This window comes from Actinomadura rubteroloni (assembly GCF_002911665.1).
GTDB lineage: Bacteria > Actinomycetota > Actinomycetes > Streptosporangiales > Streptosporangiaceae > Spirillospora > Spirillospora rubteroloni.
The window spans coordinates 802,658-819,238 of the sequence record NZ_MTBP01000001.1; the positions used below are offsets into that span (position 1 = coordinate 802,658).

Sequence of the window (16,581 nt, forward strand, 5' to 3'; positions counted from 1 at the left end):
CACCTTGGGTAATAGCGAATAACGGAACGTCAGAATCGTTCCGTCCGTCGTCCCGGCGCACAGGGGATCGGTTTCGGACCGGGGCGGCGCGAGCGAGTCGCGAGGATGCGTGATGACTCACCCAGGGGATGACGAACGCCAGCCGTACGAGGACGTCGAGCAGCGCCTGGCCGCCGAGTTCGCCGCGGCGCACCCGCCCGAGACCGTGGCGCGCTGCGTCGCCGCCGCCCGCTACGGGGCGCTGGAGGTCGTGGGGTCGGCCGAACCGGGCCTGGTGGAACGGATCGCGCGAAAACATCTGGAGGTGCTCGCGCTCGTCGCGGCCGAGCGGCGGCGGCGACGGCCGCGCAGCACCCTCGGCAACGCGCCGTGACGGGCGCTTTGCGCCGACTCCCGGCTGTGCGAGACTTGCCGGGGGTCTGAGGGTGATCGCTCCGGGAGGCTGACGTGCCCGCCAGAAAGTACCTGACGTGGGCCGCCGCGGCGCTCGTCGTGTTCGTCGTGATCCGCCGTCCGGCCGAGGCCACCCAGTCCCTCAACGAGGCGGCGGGCGCTCTGGCGCGGGCCGGCGACGCGTTCGCGACCTTCGTCACCGAGCTGGGCTGAGGACGCCATGCGACTGGTCACCCCCGGGGACTCCGCCCCGGCGTCCGTCAACAAGTACCTGCTGCCGCACGAGACGCAGGTGATCACCGTCCGGCGGCACCCGGCCGTCCTGATGGTCCCGGTCGGGCTGGTGCTCGGCGGGCTGATCGTCGCGGGCGTGCTGAGCAACATCGGCGCCGGGTCGGGCGCGGGCAGCGCGATCAGCTACATCTGGTGGGCGTGGCTGGCGCTGCTGGCCTGGTTCGTGTGGCGGGTCGCGGAGTGGTCGGTGGACTACTTCGTCATCACCAACCAGCGGATGCTGCTGACCACCGGGATCATCACGCGCAACGTCGCGATGATGCCGCTGGCCAAGGTCACCGACATGGGCTTCAAACGGTCGCTGGCGGGGCGGATGCTCGGCTACGGCGAGTTCATCATGGAGTCCGCCGGCCAGGACCAGGCGCTGGACCGCGTCCCGTACCTGCCGTATCCGGAGCAGTTGTACCTGGAGGTCTGCGAAATGATCTTCCCGAACAAGAACGCGTGACGGCTGATCCGCGCTCTGACGTCCTGACCCATTCCGGTGCGGTGGCCGGACACCCGGTCAACGTCCGATAATGTCGGAGTACAGCGTGGTTTCGCTGCGCCGGGAGCGGTGCGGCGGCGGCCGTGCTGCTGACCTGCCGAGCGACGGCGGGCCGGGGACCGATCGGGTGATCTCGTGCCGCTTCGTGACTTCCGGTGTGCGATATCCGGCAATGTGCCATCATGTCGGCACCCCAGCCGCCTGAATACTTCCGCTAAGTGAGTCCACATGCCGGGTCCAGGCAATGTCGGCGAACGCGTCCGCAACCTGCGGCTGACCAGACGCCTCTCGCAGGCGCAGCTCGCCGGTCACGACCTCTCCGACAGCTACATCTCGTTGATCGAGTCCGGTAAGCGGACTCCGACCCCCACCGTCCTGCGGATGCTCGCCGAACGCCTCGGCTGCACCCCCGAATACCTCGCCGAGGGCGTCGAGCCCGAACAGCGCGCCCACCTCGAAGTCCGGGAACGGCACGCGCACCTCACCCTGCTCGCCGGCGACGCCGCCGCGGCCGAGGCCGCCTTCGAGGACGTCCTGGACCGCAGCGACGACGCCGACCTCGTCGCCCGCGCCCGCTGGGGCCGTGCCCGCGCCCTGGAGGAACTCGGCCGGGTCGAGGAGGCCATCGCCCTCTTCGAGGACCTGCGCGAGCAGGCCGACCGCGATCCGGGCCGGTCCAGCCGGCTGCCCGCCGTGATCGCGCTGGCCCGCTGCTACCACGCCGTCGGCGACCTCGGCCAGGCCATCGCGCTGGCCGAACGCGCGCTCGACCGGCTCACCGCCCTCGGGCTCACCGCCGGCGCCGAGCGCGCCGAGGCGGGCCGCGTCCTGCTCACCGGCTACCTGGACCGCGCGGACGTCGTGCGCGCCCACGCCCTCGGCCGCCGCCTGCTGGCGCCCCCGGCCGAGGTCATGCCGCTGTGCGCCCACTACCGCCGGGCCAGCATCCGGGCGCTGGACGAGGGCGCGATCGGCGACGCGCTCTACTTCGCCGACCAGGCCCTCGCCACGCGCGGCGGGGAGGACGCCGAGCGCGCCGAGGCGCGGCTGCGGCTGGCCGCCGCGCGGGCGCTGCTGCGCGGCGTCCCGCCGTTCACCGACGCCACCGCGCCCGAACCGCTCGACCCGGCCGCCCCGCGCGCCGTGCCGAGCGCGGCGGCGGCCCGCGCCGCGCTCGACCTGCTCGCCGGGACGGGCTCGCTCGTCGGCGGCGAGGCGGCGGAGGCGACGATCGAACGGGCGCGCGGGCTGGTGCTCGCCGGGGACGTCGGCGCGGCCATCGCCGCGCTGGAGGAGTTCCTGGACACCGGGCACGCGCTCGCGGCGCCGGAGAGCACGGTCAAGCGTCCGGACGGTGCCCCGTCCGCCCGGACGCGGACGACCGTGCAGGCCCGGCTCGTCCTCGCGCGGGCGCGCGTCGCGCAGCGGGACGGCGCGGCGGCGCTGGTCGTCCTGCGCGCCGCCGCCGGGCAGCTCGCGGCGCTGCCGCCGGGCCGTCCGGCCGCGCATCTGGCCCGGGAGCTGGGCGAACTGTTCGAGGCGGCGGGTGATCGGCCGGCCGCGGCCGACGCCTACCGCCGGGCGCTGGAGGCGACCGGGCTGCGCGCGACGCGTCCGGTTCCGGCCGGGGCCGACCTGCCGCGCGTCTGACGCGTTCGCACCGGCCCCGGGCCGCTCCCGGGGCCGGTGCGACGAGCGTCACGGTTCTTTGCGAGCTCAAACATGGGATGATTGGGTCACCGGCAGACCGAGGAGACGGAATGACGTTGCGGACGGCTCGACGTTCATCACTGGTCGAGCAGGTCATCGACCAGATGCGCGCCGAGATCGCGTCGGGCGCCTGGCCCCTCGGCGGCCGGATCCCCGCCGAACCGGCGCTGGTCGAACAGCTCGGCGTGGGACGCAACACCGTCCGCGAGGCCGTCCGCGCCCTGACCCACGCGGGCCTGCTCGCCGGACGCCAGGGCGACGGCACGTACGTCATCGCGACCAGCGAGCTGTCGGGCGCCGTCCGGCGGCGGCTGGCGACGGCCGAGCTGATCGAGATCCTCCAGGTCCGGCGTGGGCTGGAGGTCGAGGCGGCGCGGCTCGCGGCGTCCCGCCGCACCGACGCCGACATCGCCGCGATCGACGCCGCGCTCGCCGACCGCGACGCGGCCTTCGCCGCCGGGGACCGCGACGCGTTCGTGGACGCCGACCTGGCTTTCCACACCGCCGTCGTGGACGCCACCCACAACCGCGTGCTCACCGACCTCTACCGCGACTTCGGCGCCGCGCTGAAACTGAGCATCGGCGGGGCCGGGGACGCCCTCGACCACGCCGACGTCCCGCACGCGCCGATCGCCGACGCCGTCCGCGCCGGGGACGCCTCCGCCGCCGCTGCCGCCGCGCAGAGCTGCCTCGACCACATCCTGCGCACCCTCGACTGACCCGCCCCCTACCGCGTTCGCGCAGAACTCAAGGCCCATGTCGCACGCCCGTCTCACCGCCGCCTGGACCCTCGCGGGTCTCGTCCTGCTCGCCGTCAACCTGCGCGCCGCCATCACCGGCGTCGCGCCCGTCCTCGCCGACCTGCGCACGGCGCTCGGCCTGTCCGGGGTCGAGGTCAGCGTGCTCACGACGCTGCCCGTGCTGTGCCTCGGCGCGTTCGCCTCGCTCGCGCCGGCCGCCGCGCGGCGGTTCGGGACGGAGACCGCCATCGCCGGGGCGCTCACGCTCATCACCGGCGGGATCGCGCTGCGGCTGGTGCCGTCGGCGGTCGCGCTGTTCGCCGGGACGATCGTCGCCGGGGCCGGGATCGCGCTCGGGAACGTCCTGCTGCCCGCCGTCATCAAGCGGGCGTTCCCGGACCGCGTCGGGCCGCTGACGGGCCTCGCGATGATGCTGATGGCGTGCAGCGGGGCGTTCGCGGCAGCGCTGGCCGTCCCGCTGGACGACGCGGGCGGCTGGCGGCTCGCGCTCGCCGTCTGGGCCGTGCCGTCGCTGATCGCCGTGGTGGCGTGGGGGCCGCTCGCCCGGCGCAGCGCCCCGCCGGAACCGACGCGGACCGCTTCGGTGTCGCTGCTGCGCAGCCCGCTCGCCTGGGCCGTCGCGACGTTCATGGGGCTGGCGTCCCTGATGTTCTACGTCCTGATGTCGTGGCTCCCGGAGATCATGCGCGACCACGGCGTCGCCGCGGGGACGGCCGGGATCATGATGTCGGCGATGCTGCTCATCGGCATCCCGCTCGGCTACGTCGTGCCGGTGTTCGCGGCGCGGCTGCCGGACCAGCGCGTCCTCGTCCTCGCCGTGGGCGGCTGCATGGTCGCGGGCGTCGGCGGACTGATCGCCGCGCCCGGGATCGGCTGGGTCTGGGTGGTGCTGCTCGGCGTCGCGACCGGCAGCGCGTTCCCCCTCGCCTACACGCTGCTCAACCTGCGCTCGCCGAGCCCGGCCGTCGCCGCGCGGCTGTCGGGGATGGCGCAGACGGGCGGCTACCTGCTCGCCGGGTTCGGGCCGCTCGCGGTCGGCGTGCTGCGCGACGCCACGGGCGGCTGGACGGTCTCCCTGACGCTGCTGCTCGTCCTCGTCGTGCCCGAGGTGGTGTTCGGGCTGGTCGCGGCGCGGCCGGGGTTCGTCCGGGCCGCCGCGGGCGCGCCCGTCCCGGCGCCGGAGCCGGTCGCCGTCCGCTAGGACGAGCCGAGGTCGATCGCGTCCAGGTCGAGCACCCGCGCGTGCAGCACCTGCCGCTGGTGGAGCGCGGCCCGCAGCGCGCGGTGCAGGCCGTCCTCCAGGTACAGGTCGCCCTTCCACTGGACGACGTGCGGGAACAGGTCGCCGTAGAACGTCGAGTCCTTGGCCAGCAGCGACTGGAGGTCCAGCTCGCGCTTGGTGCTGATGAGCTGGTCCAGCCGCACCTGGCGCGGCGGGATCCGGGCCCAGTCCCCCGAGGAGAGCCGGTGCTCGGGATACGGCTTCCCGTCGCCCACCGCCTTGAAGATCACACCGCGAGTCTAAAGGCTCGCCGCGCCGTCCGTCCGGTCCGCGCGGGCGTCCCCCGCGCGGGGGACGCCGCTCCCTCGCGACGGTGACGATCTCCGTCCGGCGACTCCGTAACTTCCTTTTCGTCCGGATCTACGAGGGGGAACGGGGTGTGCGCCGCTGTGCGGCCATTAAATAGACACGATTGTCTGGTAGCGTCCGCGCTGAGCGTGGCGCCGGGAGGGCGGCGCCGCGCCGACCGCATCGCCGGGGGGAGCGGGATGGCCGGACACGTGCCGGACGTGGGGACGCACGCGTGATCGCCTTCTTCGACGTCGACGAGACCCTGATCTCGATCAAGAGCATGTTCTCCTTCCTGGAGTTCCACCTCCGCCGGCGCGGCGAGCCTTCCGGCACCTTCGAGCGCATCGCGGCGAGCCTGCGCGCGTCGGCGGCCCGGGGCGTTCCCCGGGACGAGATCAACCGCTCCTACTACCGCTTCCTCGCGGGCGAGCGGGCGCTCGCCCTGGCCGACGCCGGCCGGGACTGGTTCGACGCGCGGGACGACCGCCTCTTCAACCCCCGCACGGTCGAGGCGCTGCGGCGGCACCGCGCGGCGGGTGACCGGATCGTGCTGCTGTCGGGGTCGTTCTTCCCCTGCCTGGACCCGATCGCCGCCGCCGTCGGCGCCGACTGGACGCTCGGCACCCGTCCGCTCCTGCGGCACGGCCGCCTCACCGGTGAGGTGCTGGTGCCGATGATCGGCGCCGCGAAGGGCCACGCCGCCCGCGCGGCGGCCGTGGTCGTCGGCGTCCCCCGGGCGGCGTGCACGGCCTACGGCGACCACGTGAGCGATCTGCCGCTCCTGGAGTCGGTCGGACGTCCCGTCGTCGTCGGCGCGGACCCCGTCCTGACCGCCCACGCCCGCCGCAACGGCTGGACGCGCCTGGAACCGGCCGCCGCCTGAGCCGAACGCCCATTTCCGCAACCGCACGCTGGAAAAGGAACCATGATGTCCGCTGATTTCTCGCGCGCCCGCCCGGCGGAGCCCATCGCGATCATCGGGATGGCCGGCCGTTTCCCCGGGGCGGACGACCCCGACGCGTTCTGGGAGCTGCTCCTGTCCGGGGCCGACGCGGTGTCGGAGATCCCGCGCTCGCGCTACGACATCGACGCCGTCTACGACCCGACGCCGCAGACGCCCGGCAAGACGGTGAGCAAGTGGGGCGGCCTGCTGGACGACGTGCGGGGCTTCGACGCCGAGTTCTTCGGCATCGCCCCCAAAGAGGCCGAGATGATGGACCCGCAGCAGCGCATCCTGCTGGAGGTCTCGCACGAGGCGCTGGAGGACGCCGGCCAGCGGCTGGACGCGCTCGCGGGAAGCGACACCGGCGTGTTCGTCGGCCAGATCGGCGCCGACTACTGGACCATGCGGTCCCGGCTGGCGCAGCGTCCCGACCTGTACGCGATGACCGGCTCCGCCGCCCGGTCCATCACCTCGGGCCGCGTGTCGTTCGTCTTCGACCTGCGCGGACCGTGCGTGACCGTGGACGCCGCGTGCTCGTCGTCGCTGGTCGCGGTGCACCACGCGGTGCAGGCGATCCGGCTGGGCGAGTGCGGGCTGGCGATCGCGGCGGGGACGAACCTCGTCCTGCTCCCCGACGAGGGCGTCGTCTACTCCAGCGCGGGGATGCTCGCCACCGACGGCCGCTGCAAGTTCGGGGACGCGTCCGGCGACGGCTTCGTCCGCAGCGACGGCATCGGCGCCGTCATCCTCAAGCCCCTGGACCGGGCACTCGCCGACGGGGACCGGATCCGCGCCGTCCTGCGCGGCTCGGCCGTGGGCAACGACGGACGCAGCAGCGGTTTCCTCGTCACGCCTGCCGTCGAGGGGCAGAGCGCCGTCATCCGCCGCGCCTTCGCCGACGCCGGGATCGACCCGGCCGACGCGGACTACGTCGAGGCGCACGGCACGGGCACGGCGGTCGGCGACCCGGTGGAGCTGGCGGCGCTCGCCGAGGTGCTGGGACGGGGCCGGCCGGCCGACCGTCCGTGCCTCGTCGGGTCCGTCAAGACCAACGTCGGGCACACCGAGGCCGCCGCCGGGATCGTCGCGCTCATCAAGACCGTCCTCAGCCTGGAGCACGGCGTCGTCCCGGGGAACCTGCACCTGCACGACCCGAACCCGCAGGTGGCGTGGGACGAGATTCCCCTCACGGTCGTCACCGAGACCACGCCGCTGCCCGGCGGGGACCGGCCGTCCATCGCGGGGATCAGCAGTTTCGGGTTCAACGGGGCCAACGCGCACGTCGTCCTCACGACGGCGCCCGAGCGGCCCGTCCCGACCCCAGTGCCCGAACGCGACGAACTGCTGGTGCTCTCGGCGGCCGGTCCCGAGGCGCTGACGGACCTCGCGGCCCGCGCGGCCGACCACCTGGCCGACACCGGGCAGTCCCTGCACGACGTCTGCTTCTCGCTCGCCACGCGCAGGTCCCATCTGGAGAGCCGGCTCGCGGTGCCCGTCGCGTCGCGCGAGCAGGCGGCCGAAGCGCTCCGCGAGTTCGTCGCGGGCAGCGACGCGCCGGACCTGGCGACCAGCGAGTACACCGACGCCGCGAGCCGTCCGCGCGTGGCGTTCGTGTTCCCCGGCCAGGGGTCGCAGTGGGTCGGCATGGGACGCGAGCTGCTGGCGTCCGAGCCGGTGTTCGCCCGGGCGATCGAGGAGTGCTCCGCCGCCATCGAGAAGGAGGCCGGGTGGTCCCTGCTCGACCTCCTGGCGGACGGCACCGGCGACTGGTTCGAGCTGACCTCGATCGTCCAGCCGACGCTGTGGGCGATGGAGATCGCCCTCGCCGCGCTCTGGCGGTCGTGGGGCGTCGAGCCCGACGTCGTCATCGGGCACAGCATGGGCGAGGCCGCCGCCGCGCACGTCTCCGGCGCGCTCAGCCTGGCGGACGCCGCCGCCGTCATCTGCCGGCGCAGCAAGCTCGCCGAGCGGCTGGCCGGGCAGGGGATCATGGCCTGGGTCGCGCTGTCGGGAGCCGAGGCCGCCGAAGCCATCGCGGGGCACGAGCGGTCGGTCGCCGTCGCGGCCTGCAACAGCCCGACGTCCACGCTCATCTCCGGGGACGCCGGCGCCGTCCGGACGATCCTGGCCGACCTCGACCGCCGCGACGTCTTCAACCGCGTCGTCCGCGTCGACTTCGCGTCGCACTGCCCGCAGATCGACGGCATCGCCGACGACCTGCGCCGGGAGCTGAAGGACGTCGCGCCCCGGGCGGGAACGATCCCGCTGCACTCCACACTGCTCGGGGAACCGCTCTCCGGGGCCGAGCTGGACGCGGGCTACTGGGTCCGCAACATCCGCGAGCCCGTCGACTTCGTCGGCGCGGTGCACGCCCAGCTCGACACGGGCGACACCGTGTTCATCGAGATGAGCCCGCATCCGCTGCTCGTCAACGCCGTCAAGGAGACGGCCCGGGCGCGCGGGGAGGAGATCACCTCGGTGGGCTCGCTCCGCCGGGACGAGCCGGAACGCGCCGCGCTGCTCGCGGGCGTGGCCGCGCTGTTCACGGCGGCGGTGCCGGTCGATTATCCGGCGCTGTTCGGTCCGGGCGAGTTCGTTCCCGTCCCGCACCACCCGTGGCGGCGGACGGACTTCTGGCTGCCCGCCGACGAACCGGCGCCCGAGCCCGAACCGGAGCCGGACCATCCGCTGCTCGGCGTCCGGTCGGCCGGCCCGGACGGGGGGTTCGTCTTCGAAGGCCCCATCGACCTTGAGCGCAACGCCTACCTCCTGGACCACCTGGTGCAGGAGACGGTGATCCTGCCGGGCACCGCCCACCTCGAAATGATGATCGCGGCGGCCCGGACGATCATCGGCGCGGGACCGCTCCGGCTCACCGAGGTCCAGCTCCTCCGGGCGATCTTCCTGGACCCGGACGAACCGGCAGAGCCGATCCGCGTCAGCGTCGTCCCGGACTCCGCAGGCTCGGTGCGCTGCACCGTCGAAAGCGTCGGGGACGACGGGACGCCGACGCTGCACAGCCAGGCCGTCGCCATGACGCTGGAGGCGCCAGCACCGCAGCGGGGATCGTGGGACGCGATCAAGGCGCGCTGCACCGAGCACCAGGAACGCGCGGACTTCTACCGGACGCACGCCGCGCGCGGCAACCAGTGGGAGGGCACGTTCCAGGGGATCGCCGAGGTCTGGCGCACCGGCGGCGAGGCCCTCGCCCGCGTGGAGTGCCCGCCCGCGCTGCGGCCCTCGCTCGGCGGGCACGACCTTCATCCCGCTCTGCTCGACGCGTCCGGGCAGGCGCTCGTCGCGGCCCGTCCGGACGTGGCGGCCGGACAGGACCAGGTGTTCGTCCTCGGCGGTCTGGAGGAGGTCCGCGTCTACGGCGCGGCGACCGCGGACGGCCACAGTCACGCGCTGCTCGCCCGCTCCGCGCGCGGTGACTCCTTCATGGGCGAAGTCAAGATCTACGATCAGGAGGACGACCTCGTGGCCGAAATGCGCGGCGCACGTCTGCAGTACCTGCTCGGCCGGGCGGCCGAGCCCGCTCCCGAAACCCGTGCCGAGCCCGCTGCCGAACCCGCTGCCGAGCCCGCTCCGCGGGGCGGACGCGTCGGCTGGCTGTACGACGTGGACTTCGTGGAGCTTCCGGCGGTACGGCGGCCCGCCGGACGCCCGGGGACCTGGGTCGTGCTCGCCGACGGCGGCGTGTCCGGACGGCGCGTGGTGAACGCGCTGCGCGAGCAGGGCGCGCGGCCGATCGTGATCACCGCGGCCGGACGGTTCCACGCCGTCGCGCCGGACCAGTTCCGCGTCGACCCCGACCGGGCGGCGGACTACCGGGCCGCGCTCACGGAGATCGCGGAGCAGGGAGAGATCAGCGGGGTCGTCCATCTGTGGTCGCCGGACGCCACGCGCTCGCCCGTCCCGTCGGGGAAGGAGATCGAGCGGGCGGAACTGCTGGCCTGCCGGTCCGCCGTCCATCTCGTCCAGGCGCTGGCCGACCTCGGCCTGCCCGGCGACCCCCGGCTGTGGCTCGTCACGCGGGACGCGCAGAAGGCGCTGCCCGGCGACGAGGTGACCGGCTACATGCAGGCGCCGCTGTGGGGGCTCGGCCGCGCCGCCGCCGCCGAGCAGCCGAACCTGCGCGTCGGGCTCCTCGACCTGGACCACGACCAGGCGAGCGCGCGCACGGCGGTGGACGTCCTGCTCTCCGGCACCCCGGAGGACCAGATCGCCGTCCGCGACGGACGCGCCTACACCGCGCGGCTGGCCGAACGTCCGGTGACGGGCGGGGCCCGGCGGGTGACCATGCCGATGCCGGGCGTGCTGGACGACCTCACCGAGGTCCCGCTCGGCGACCTGCGCCCGGCGGCGGACGAAGTCGTTATCGAGGTGTCGCACGCGTCCCTGAACTACCGCGACGTCCTCCTGGCCGTCGGCATGTACCCGGGCCAGTCGCTCACCGACCCGCCCGCCCTCGGCTGGGAGTGCTGCGGCGTCGTCGCCGCCGTCGGTTCCGACGTCACGGAGGTGGCCGTCGGCGACGAGGTGCTCGCGATCGCCGAGGCCGCGATGGCGTCGCGGGTCGTCGCCAAGGCCGCGCTGGTCGTCCCGAAGCCCCGGCGGCTCACGGCGGCCGAGGCCGTCACGCTGCCGTCCGCGGTCATCACCGCCTACCACGCGCTGTGCGAACTCGGCCGGATGGAGGCGGGCGACAAGGTGCTCGTCCACACCGCGACCGGCGGCGTCGGACTCGCGGCGCTCCAGATCGCCCGCTGGAAGAACGCGGTGGTCTACGGCACCGCCGGCAGCCCCGAGAAGCGGCGGATGCTCGAAGACCTCGGGGTGGCCGGGACGTCCACGTCCCGCTCGACGGAGTTCGCCGAGGACTTCGCCGACGTCCGCTTCGACCTGATCCTCAACACCCTCACCGGACCCGCGCTCGAAGCGAACCTTTCGCTGCTCGCGCCGTACGGGCGCTACCTGGAGCTGAGCAAGCGGGACATCCTCGAAGGGAACACGATCCCGCTGGCGGCGTTCACCCGGAACCGCAGCCTCCACACGGTCGACCACGTCGACACGTTGAACGACGCGCCCGAACGCATCGCGCGGATGTTCCGGGAGGTGTGCGCCCTCGTGGACGAGGGGGTGATCGACCCGCTGCCGTACACGTGCTTCCCGGCGTCCGAGGCGGTCGAAGCGTTCCGGTACATGGGGCAGGCGCGGCACACCGGCAAGGTCATCCTCTCCTTCGAGGACCCGGCGCCGGCCGCCGCCGTCCCGCAGTTCCGGGCCGACGCGTCCTACCTGGTCACCGGAGGACTCGGCGGGATCGGCGCCAAGGTCGCCGAATGGCTCGTCGAGAACGGCGCCCGGCGGCTGGTGCTGACCGGCCGCAGCGCGGCGAGCCCCGAGCACCCCGTTCTCGAAGGGCTGCGGGCGCGCGGCGCCGACTGCGCGTACGCCCAGGTGGACGTGGCCGACGCGGACGCCATGGAAGACCTGCTGGCCCGGCTCCCCGACCTGCGCGGCGTCTTCCACACCGCCGGGACCCTGGGGTACGCGCTGGTGCGGCGGCTCGGCGCGAGCGAACTGGACGGCCTGCTGCGGCCCAAGGTCCGCGGCACGCTGAACCTGGACCGGCTCGTGCCCGACGACCTGGACCACTTCGTGCTGTTCTCGTCCGGCGCCGCGCTGCTGGGCTCGCCGTTCCTGGGCGGTTACGCCGCCGGGAACGCGTTCCTCGACGCGGTCGCGCACCGGCGCCGCGCGCGGGGCGCCGCCGCGATCACCGTGAACTGGGGGTACTGGAACGAGGTCGGGCTGGTGCCCCGGTTCGAGCGCGAAGAGGGCCGGAGCCTGCTCCCGACGGGCGTGACGGGCTTCAGCCCCGGCGAGGGGCTGGCGGTCCTCGGGCACCTCATGGCGACGGACGCGCCCCACACGGCCGTGCTGCCGACCGACTGGAACGAATGGGCCGACGCGTATCCGGAGGCGGCGACGAGCCGGTTCCTCAGCGGCCTCGTCGGCGACCGGCCGGAGAACGTCGTGCCGCGCCCGGTGCTCCCGGACCCGGACCCGGCGGTCGCGGAGGCTCCGTCCGACCAGCTCCCGCACCGAGACCCGTCTCCCGCCCCGGCCGCGAGCCGTCCCGCCGAGCGGCCCGCGCGCCAGGCTCCCCCGGCCCCCGCGCCGGTGCCGGCCGAGGCGTTCGCGGGTCCTCTCGCCGACCGGCTCGCGCGACCGCTGCCCCAGGCCGCTCCGGCCGCGAGCCGACTCGCGGACCGGTTTTCGCGACCGGCGCCTCAGGCGGCCCCGGCCCCGAGCCGTCCCGCCGAGCCGCTGCCGCGACAGAGCGCGGCGGCCCCGGCGGCACCGGCCCCGGTCCGGGCGGAGCCGTCCGAGCGGCTTTCGCGGCCGGCACCCCAGGCCGCGCCCGCCCCGGCCGCGAGTCGTCCCGCCGAGCGGCCTCCGCAGCAGAGCGCGGCGGACGACGACGTCGAGAACGTTCTCCGGGCGAAGGTCGCCGAGGTCCTCGGGCTGAACCCGGATCGGGTCAACACCAAGCGTCCGCTCAACAAGATGGGACTCGACTCGCTCATGGCCGTGGAACTGCGGAACCGTTTGCAGCGAGAGCTGGGAATGACGCTCCCGATCGTCCAGCTTCTCAAGGGCGGCAACATCACGTCCGTCGCGACCGCGATCCGCAAGTTCATGGCGGAGGGCGCGGCGTGAAGACTCCCGGCATCCACGTCGCCGGTCTCGGCGTCCACATCCCGCCCATCATGGACGCGCGCGAGGCGGTCGAACTCGGCCTCTACGCCCAAGAGGACTACGAATGGTACGGCTGGACGGGAACGCCCGTCGCGGGTGACACCCCGGCGCCCGACATGGCCGTGTCGGCGGCCCGCCAGGCGATGGAGCGGGCCGGGATCCCCGGCGACGACCTCGACGTCCATCTCCACGCCTATCTCCACGACCAGGGCCCGGAAGGGTGGCCGGCGACGCATTACGTCCTCAGCCAGGTGACCGACAAGGACATTCCGTCGTTCGGCGTGATGCAGGCGTGCAGCGGGCTGATGGGCGCCCTGGAACTGGCGGCGTCCCATCTCCTGGCGAGCCCGGAAAGAAGGGCCGCGCTGGTGACCGGGGCCGACAACATCGGCATTCCCGAAGTCAACCGCTGGGGCATCGGCCTCATGAACGGCGTGATCGGGGACGCCGGAAGCGCCGTCGTGCTCTCCACCCGCTCGGGATTCGGTCGGCTGCTGGCCGTCAACACCGGATCGACCGCCGAGGTCGAAGAGCATTTCCGGCGGGACGTGCCGATGTTCCCGCCGCGTCCGCCCAAGCGCCGGCAGCCGGCGGACTTCGCCGCGCAGGAGCCGGAGGCGCTGGCCGAGATCGTCCGGCGGCAGGGCGACTGCCGGACCGATCTGGCGATCCGCACCGTCGCGGAGGCCGACATCGACATGTCGGACGTGACCCGGGTCGTCCACATCTTCACCGGCCTGGAGAGCTACGTGAAGACGATCCTCGACCCCCTCGGGCTGAGCACCGACCGGGGGATCCTCGAATTCGCCCGGGGTTTCGGCCACCTGACCGTCAACGACCAGGTCGTCGGCCTGGAGCACCTGGTGCGGTCCGGGGAGGTCGGTCCGGGCGACCATGTGCTGCTCATGGCCCAGGGCGCGGGAGTCACCGTCACCTGCGCGGTCGTCGCGATCGACGAGAACCCGGGCTGGCGGGACTGAGTCCGCCGTCCGTGCCGAACCGTCAGTCGGGAGGAGAAGTGTTGGACGCCCAGGTCCTCATCGTCGGAGCCGGCCCCACCGGGCTGGTCGCCGCGTGCGAACTGATCCGCAGGGGAGTCGGCGTGCGGCTCGTCGACCGGGCCCCCGCCGCGTCGCCGTACGCCCGGGCCCAGTTGCTGTGGCCGCGCACGCTCGACCTGCTGGAGGACCTGGGCGCGCTGGACGCGGCCCGGTCCGCCGGGCACACGCTCAACGCGTTCAGCTACTTCTCCGACCGCGCGCACGTGGCGACGTTCACGATGCCGGAGGAACTCGTCCCGCTGTGCATCCCGCAGAACGACACCGAACGGGTCCTGACCGATCGGCTGCACGCTCTCGGCGGACGGATCGAACGCGGCGTCCGGCTGCTGGCGTTCGACGACCTCGACTTCTCGGGGAGCGCGGACGGCGTCACGTCGATCCTGGAACACCCGGACGGACGCGTCGAACGGATCCGCACCGCGTTCGTCGTCGGTGCGGACGGCGCGAGCAGCGCGGTGCGCGGCCAGATCGGGGCGAGCTTCACCGGAGCCACCTACGCGAGCACGTTCGCGCTGGTGGACTGCCGCCCGACCGGCGCGGAGCTGCCGACCGACCGCGCGCACTACTACCTGTCCGCGCAGGGCGTGCTGGCGGTCGTCGCGCTGCCGGGCGGGGTGTTCCGGTTCTTCTCCGTCCTGCCGCCGGGTCAGGAGATGAGCCTGCCGTGGATGCAGAAGGCCGTGGACGAGCGGGGTCCGGCGGGGGTGCGCCTGGCGGATCCGGTGTGGCAGACGGCGTTCCGCGTCCACGCCCGGCAGGCCGACATCTACCGGCGCGGACGGGTGTTCCTCGCGGGCGACGCCGCGCACGTGCACAGCCCGGCGGGCGGGCAGGGGCTCAACACCGGCGTGCAGGACGCGCACAACCTGGCGTGGAAGCTCGCCGCCGTGTTGAGCGGAGAGGCGCCGGACGACCTGCTCGCCACTTATGAGCAGGAGCGCCTGGCCGTCGCGGCGCGGGTCGTCCGCGAGACCGATCTCCAGACCCGCGCGTGGATGGTCCGGCGCAAGCCCTGGACCGGGCTGCGCGATCTGGCGTTCCGCGCCGCCGACCGCAGCGGGGCGATCGAACGCTTCTACCTGCCCGTCATGGCGGGGCGGCGGCTGCGCTATCCGCCGACGCGTGCGACCCAGGTGCCGGGCCGGCGGTGCGGGCGGGGCGGGCTGCGTCCCGGGGCGGCCGTGCCGTACCGGCTCGCGGACGCGCTCGGCGTCGTGCACGGCCGGTGGACGGTCGTGACCGCGTCGCCCGGTCTGCTGCCCGCCCTGCGCCGTCTCGCCGAGGCGACGCCGGGGCTGAACGTCGGCGCCGCCCCCGAAACGCCCCAACTATGCGAGAAGCCCGGCTATTACCTGATCCGGCCCGACGGGCATATCGCCGCCCACGGCCATGCCGACGACCTGAACCGGCTGCGCGCCGAGATCGAGCACGGCGTCCCGCGCCGTGCGCCGGCCGAGACCGTGCGCGGCAATGCGTAAGAACGCTCACCGGAGGGAAGCGGGTTGACCGAGCACACGCCGGGGGAAATGGTGCAGCTTCTCACCCCGGACGGCGAACGAGTTCCCCATCCCGACTACGAACTGGATCCGACGCCCGGCGAACTGCGCGGGCTCTACCGGGACATGGTGCTGGCCCGCGCCGCCGACGGCGAGGGCGTCACCCTGCAACGCCAGGGCGAACTGGCGCTCTGGCCGTCGCTGCTCGGGCAGGAGGCCGCGCAGATCGGGTCGGCGCGGGCGCTGCGCGACGACGACCACGTCTTCCCCAGTTATCGGGACCACGGCGTCGCGCTCTGCCGCGGCCTCGATCCCCTGCACGTTTTCCGGCTGTTCCGTGGCGTCACGCACGGCGGCTGGGATCCGGCCGACCACAATTTCCACCTCTACACGCTGGTGATCGGGTCGCAGGTCCTCCATGCGACGGGATACGCGATGGGGGTGGCCGCCGAGGACGCGGGGACGGCCGTCGCGGTCTATTTCGGCGACGGCGCCACGAGCCAGGGCGACGTGAGCGAGGCGTTCAACTTCGCGGCCGTCTACAACGCGCCGATCGTCTTCTTCTGCCAGAACAACCAATGGGCGATCTCCGCCGGGAACGAACGGCAGTCCCGGGTGCCGCTCTTCCGGAGGTCCGCCGGATTCGGGTTTCCCGGCGTCCGGGTGGACGGCAACGACGTCCTGGCCTGCCTCGCGGTGACCCGCGCGGCTCTCGCCCGCGCCCGGAGCGGGGCGGGACCGATGCTGATCGAGGCGTTCACCTACCGCATGGGCGCGCACACCACCGCCGACGACGCGAGCCGCTACCGGGATCCGGTCGAGGTCGAGGAATGGCGGGGCAAGGACCCGATCGCGCGGCTCGGGCTCCATTTGCGCACAACGGGCCTCGCCGACGACGAATTCTTCGCGCGGACGGACCGGGAAGGCGCGGACCTGGCCGCGGACCTGCGTGCGAGCGTCCGCGGCATGCCCGATCCGGGTCTGGCCGACGCGTTCGGCCGGACGTACGGAAGCGAGCATCCGCTGGTCGCCGAGGAACTGGCGTGGTTCCGCGAGTACTCCGCGTCCTTCGTCGCCGCAGAGGAGGGGTGACCG

12 protein-coding genes are annotated in these 16,581 nt (G+C 73.8%); 11 read left to right on the forward strand and 1 reads right to left on the reverse strand.

The genetic code is table 11. The features are described from left to right. The first annotated feature begins 112 nt into the window (after positions 1 to 112). The 6 genes from BTM25_RS03755 to BTM25_RS03775 all read left to right on the forward strand — a co-directional run bounded on the left by BTM25_RS03755 (position 113) and on the right by BTM25_RS03775 (position 4,846). Entirely contained in the window at positions 113 to 373 is a 261-nt protein-coding gene (locus tag BTM25_RS03755) for a three-helix bundle dimerization domain-containing protein (RefSeq protein WP_103561342.1), read from the forward strand. Between the two features lie 74 nt (positions 374 to 447). Beyond that, positions 448 to 606, forward strand: coding sequence for a hypothetical protein (locus BTM25_RS29445; RefSeq protein WP_161103607.1), 159 nt, complete (start codon positions 448 to 450; stop codon positions 604 to 606). A gap of 7 nt (positions 607 to 613) precedes the next feature. Further along, positions 614 to 1,135 (forward strand): PH domain-containing protein, encoded by a 522-nt coding sequence (locus BTM25_RS03760; protein WP_103561343.1) that lies wholly within the window; start codon positions 614 to 616, stop codon positions 1,133 to 1,135. A gap of 267 nt (positions 1,136 to 1,402) precedes the next feature. After that, entirely contained in the window at positions 1,403 to 2,824 is a 1,422-nt protein-coding gene (locus tag BTM25_RS03765) for a helix-turn-helix transcriptional regulator (protein WP_103561344.1), read from the forward strand. Between the two features lie 110 nt (positions 2,825 to 2,934). Then, a complete protein-coding gene (locus BTM25_RS03770; RefSeq protein ID WP_103561345.1) occupies positions 2,935 to 3,603 on the forward strand; it encodes a FadR/GntR family transcriptional regulator in 669 nt (222 codons plus the stop codon). 37 nt (positions 3,604 to 3,640) lie between these two features. Continuing rightward, positions 3,641 to 4,846, forward strand: a complete 1,206-nt coding sequence (locus BTM25_RS03775) for a CynX/NimT family MFS transporter (RefSeq protein ID WP_103561346.1) — start codon at positions 3,641 to 3,643, stop codon at positions 4,844 to 4,846. Here BTM25_RS03775 and BTM25_RS03780 read toward each other — a convergent pair. Beyond that, on the reverse strand, positions 4,843 to 5,157 hold the full coding sequence (locus BTM25_RS03780) for a type II toxin-antitoxin system VapB family antitoxin (protein ID WP_103561347.1): 315 nt from the start codon (positions 5,155 to 5,157) through the stop codon (positions 4,843 to 4,845). The genes BTM25_RS03775 and BTM25_RS03780 overlap by 4 nt on opposite strands. Positions 5,158 to 5,450: 293 nt before the next feature. Here BTM25_RS03780 and BTM25_RS03785 point away from each other — a divergent pair, with 293 nt between their 5' ends. Genes BTM25_RS03785 through pdhA form a run of 5 tightly spaced genes read left to right on the forward strand, consistent with a single transcriptional unit; the run spans position 5,451 to position 16,578 of the window. Then, on the forward strand, positions 5,451 to 6,101 hold the full coding sequence (locus tag BTM25_RS03785) for an HAD family hydrolase (protein WP_235828191.1): 651 nt from the start codon (positions 5,451 to 5,453) through the stop codon (positions 6,099 to 6,101). Between the two features lie 45 nt (positions 6,102 to 6,146). Then, on the forward strand, positions 6,147 to 12,890 hold the full coding sequence (locus BTM25_RS03790) for a type I polyketide synthase (RefSeq protein WP_103561348.1): 6,744 nt from the start codon (positions 6,147 to 6,149) through the stop codon (positions 12,888 to 12,890). Then, positions 12,887 to 13,909, forward strand: a complete 1,023-nt coding sequence (locus BTM25_RS03795; RefSeq protein WP_103561349.1) for a ketoacyl-ACP synthase III family protein — start codon at positions 12,887 to 12,889, stop codon at positions 13,907 to 13,909. Before BTM25_RS03790 ends, BTM25_RS03795 begins: the two co-directional genes overlap by 4 nt. Positions 13,910 to 13,947: 38 nt before the next feature. Then, entirely contained in the window at positions 13,948 to 15,468 is a 1,521-nt protein-coding gene (locus tag BTM25_RS03800; protein ID WP_407923365.1) for an FAD-dependent monooxygenase, read from the forward strand. Between the two features lie 48 nt (positions 15,469 to 15,516). Then, on the forward strand, positions 15,517 to 16,578 hold the full coding sequence (pdhA, locus tag BTM25_RS03805) for a pyruvate dehydrogenase (acetyl-transferring) E1 component subunit alpha (RefSeq protein WP_103561350.1): 1,062 nt from the start codon (positions 15,517 to 15,519) through the stop codon (positions 16,576 to 16,578). Positions 16,579 to 16,581 lie beyond the last annotated feature (3 nt).